The organism is Bradyrhizobium sp. PRIMUS42 (genome assembly GCF_023006515.1).
In the GTDB taxonomy this organism is placed as follows: domain Bacteria; phylum Pseudomonadota; class Alphaproteobacteria; order Rhizobiales; family Xanthobacteraceae; genus Bradyrhizobium.
The window spans coordinates 1-3,422 of record NZ_JALBGZ010000674.1; the positions used below are offsets into that span (position 1 = coordinate 1).

Genomic DNA, 3,422 nt, shown 5'->3' on the forward strand with positions numbered 1-3,422 from the left:
CAGGCGCCGCGGTTCCGCCGGCTGCGGGCGCGGTCTGGGCCAACGCGAGCGATGTTTGCATGATGAGCGCCAGTGCCGCTGTCGCGGCCAGCAAGCATGACTTTTGCATCAGAACCTCCAAAATTGCCTGACCCGAACCAGGCCAAACCTAGGCCTGCGGCATCGACGCGTGCAAGTCTGTCAACACTAGGTCTGATCCTGCATGAGAACTGTGGCCGAGATCACATTGCTCGCGGCCGGCTGCGTCACGATGTACCTCGCCTCGAACGCATCCGGCGTCGCGGAGACCAACACAGCATGACCGTGCGTCAGACTAGGCCACGGGAACGCCGAGGCCCGGCGTTCCACCCCACAATCGAAGGAGACCGAAATGCGCCGCACCATCCTCACGCTTGCATCGTTCGCAACCTTGATCGCCGCCTCGTTGTCGGCGGCTCCGGCCCAGGCCGCCAGCGACCGATACTGCCTGCAGGGCCGCAGCTGGGGCTATCCCGGCAACTGCCAGTTCGCGAGCTACCAGCAATGCGCGGCGAGCGCCTCCGGCACATCAGCCTATTGCGGCATCAATCCGCGGTACGCGTATTCGCAGCCCTACTATCACTGACGAAACGGCGGTGTGCGCGCACGACGCGCGCGCCGCCACAGCCCCAGCAAAACAGGCCTGAGCGAAGCGAGAATTGCGTTACCCAATTGGTCAGGTTGATCTGTTACCTATGTAGCAAATGTTACTTGGGCGCATGAGTGCGTTATCGCAGGTCCACTAGATCGAGACGATCTTGGCGATGCACAGTGAAGATGCCGTGATTTGCTGCGGCTGCGGGGCAGCAAAACCGTCGCCGGCTCGGAAGGCCACCGCGCGTATTGGGTTGACCGCTTGATCGGATATCCGCGTCCCGGCTCGATAACTCTGCAGCCGTTCGGCGAGGGAGCGCTGATTTCATACGTCGTGCGGGAAGGCGTTGTCAGCGCGGCTCTAAGGTTCAATGCCGCTGGGACATCTCGTCGCACACCTGCGGCCCACGGATCAGGTTCCAGCTGTCATTTCCATGGTGGCCACGCCAGCGTGGATTCGAGCTTGCCGATCATTATTCTGTTTAGTCGTTTGGCAAATTGCCTCGTCCGGTTCCCGCTCGAGGTTCCGACCGTCTTGCAATACGCTCGGCTGCGCTCACGCGAGTTCGCAAGTCTTCCAACTCTGAAAACTCGGAAAGAAGCCAGTCGAAACGCTGTTTCAAAACAGCCGTGCGATCATCAGCATCCATTGTAGGCCCTACGACACGCAAGAGGCTCCGCCCGACAACCGGGAAAACTGTGCAAGCCGAAAATGCGGTGGCGAGGCTGCAGTTCCTACTGAACTGTCGCGAGCGCGTAGATGAGCGACATCGCGGGAGGCATTGAGGTGGCGGCTGTCTGATATCGAGGCGCGCTTCGTCTGCACCGATTGCGGCACCGCGGCGGTGAGGTCAGGCCGAACTTCGATGATTGCCAATGACGGCCCCGGCCGTGGGGGCTTCTGAGGGTGTGGAGGCCGGGGCCGCTGGAGGTGCTTGGACCTTGGGGAAGACCAAGCGCCCACAGTCTAGGAAAATTCGGCAATGAGCTCTGTTCGCTTTCGCACATTGGCATGTGGCTCCGTTGCGCAACCGAGGAGCTGCAACAAGGAACATGCGGACTTGATTGAAAAAGCTCCGCGCGAACGCGGCGGCGAGCGCACTCGTAACTGAGCTTCTGCTCGCACGAGCGGTCGAGGCTGTCCGGGTGGAGGGACTTCCGCTTTGTCCTCGAAATCTGACCCGTATGAGAACACGCGCTACTGCGCGGCGCCGAGCCCGATCTCCGCCAGCCGCGTCGCGAACCAGCGCGACTGCGCCTCGTCGACGAGCCCGCTGACATAGACCTCCGACATCGTCACCTGGTCCTTGTCCAGCACCAGCAGCACGCCGATCCAATACGGAAACCAGACATGCACGTCGGTCAGCGCCCGCAGCTTGTGCTGGTCGTGCTCGAGCGGCGTGTGATTGCTCGCCTTGCGGATCTCGACCGTGAGCAGATTGTTCGGGATCTCGCGCTGATGCACGGCGACGTCAGGATAGATCGACTTTCCCAGATGGTCGTCGGTCGAGATGATGGTGCCGTGCGGCAGATGCAGCGTGCGCTCGCCGAGCCGATCGTAGTTGCAGTCGACCGACCAGCCGGAAAACTGCTTCTCCAGGTGCACGGCGAAGCGGTGCGTGACCGCGCGCTCGCCGATGTCCTTCTCGAACAGGAAGGCTTCGTGGGCGTAGAAGTCCCGGAGCGCCGCGATCACCTTGCTCAGCTCGGTCTGCATTTTGCCTCCGGACGCAGTCGTGAGTAGCCCGGATGGAGCGTAGCGCAATCCGGGTTCTCGCAAAACGCACGGCGTCCCGGATTACGCTGCGCTCCATCCGGGCTACATGAGGCGCGACCAGTCAGAATTACATCTGGACTTCGATCAGCCGCGGTCCGGGCTCGACGACGGCTTCGGCCAGCGCCTTGTTGAACTCGCCGGCATTGGTGACGGCGCGGCCGGGCACGCCCATGCCCTTGGCCAGCGCGACGAAATCCAGCGTCGGACGGTCGAGCCGGAGCATGTCGTTGGCGCGCTGGCCGGGCTCGCCGGCGCCGACATTGTCGAACTCGCCGCGCAGGATCTGGTAGATGCGGTTGGCGAACACGATGGTGACGATGTTGAGGTTCTCGCGCGCCTGCGTCCACAGCGACTGGATCGTGTACATCGCGCTGCCGTCGCCCACCATGGTGATGACCTTGCGGTCGGGGCAGGCGATCGCCGCGCCGATCGAGAGCGGCGTCGAGAAGCCGATCGAGCCGCCCATGTTCTGCAGCCAGTCGTGCGGGGCGGCCGCCGCCGTCGGCGGGAAGAAGCCGCGGCCAGTGGTCAGGGATTCGTCGACCATGATCGCGTTTTCAGGGATGGCACAGGCGATCGCCTGCGCGATCGAGGCGAAGGTGAGCGCGCCGGTCGGCTTGACCAGTTCAGCCAACGCCTGCGGCTTGACGTCCTTGGCACTGGCCTTCACGGCACCGGCGAGCGCTTCGAGCGCTGCGACCGAATTCTCGCCCCAGGAAGTCATGCGATGGACGTCGCAGCCGTCGGGCTTGAGCATGCTCGGCTTGTTCGGATAGGCGAAGAACGCGACGGGATCGTCGGACTCGATCAGTACGATGTGACGAAACTTCGCCAGCATCGGCAGCGCGTTCTCGATCACGTAATGGATGCGATCGATCGAGTAGCGGCCGCGGCCACGTGCCATCTTCGGACGGAAGGTCGGGCCCATCACGGTGCAGCCGGTCTTGGCGGCGATGCGCTCAGCCAGAGCCAGGCCGTGCTCGCTCAGCGCGCTGCCGGTCATCAGCAAGAGCGTGCCCTCGCCGTCGCCGTG

General features: G+C 63.3%; 3 protein-coding genes. 1 reads left to right on the forward strand and 2 read right to left on the reverse strand.

Features of this window, described 5'->3' with window-relative positions; genetic code table 11:
* Positions 1-370: 370 nt before the first annotated feature.
* Complete coding sequence (locus MOV75_RS31645; RefSeq protein WP_246920490.1) at positions 371-604, forward strand: DUF3551 domain-containing protein; 234 nt, start codon at positions 371-373, stop codon at positions 602-604.
* 1,206 nt (positions 605-1,810) lie between these two features.
* Here the strand turns inward: MOV75_RS31645 and MOV75_RS31650 are convergent.
* Together MOV75_RS31650 and MOV75_RS31655 are read right to left on the reverse strand one after the other, a co-directional pair.
* The gene (locus MOV75_RS31650) at positions 1,811-2,329 is read right to left on the reverse strand and encodes a hypothetical protein (protein WP_246920499.1); all 519 of its coding nucleotides are present in this window, start codon (positions 2,327-2,329) and stop codon (positions 1,811-1,813) included.
* A 127-nt stretch (positions 2,330-2,456) separates the two neighbouring features.
* Positions 2,457-3,422 (reverse strand): acetolactate synthase large subunit (locus MOV75_RS31655; RefSeq protein WP_247007284.1); only part of this gene is annotated, 966 nt, incomplete at its 5' end.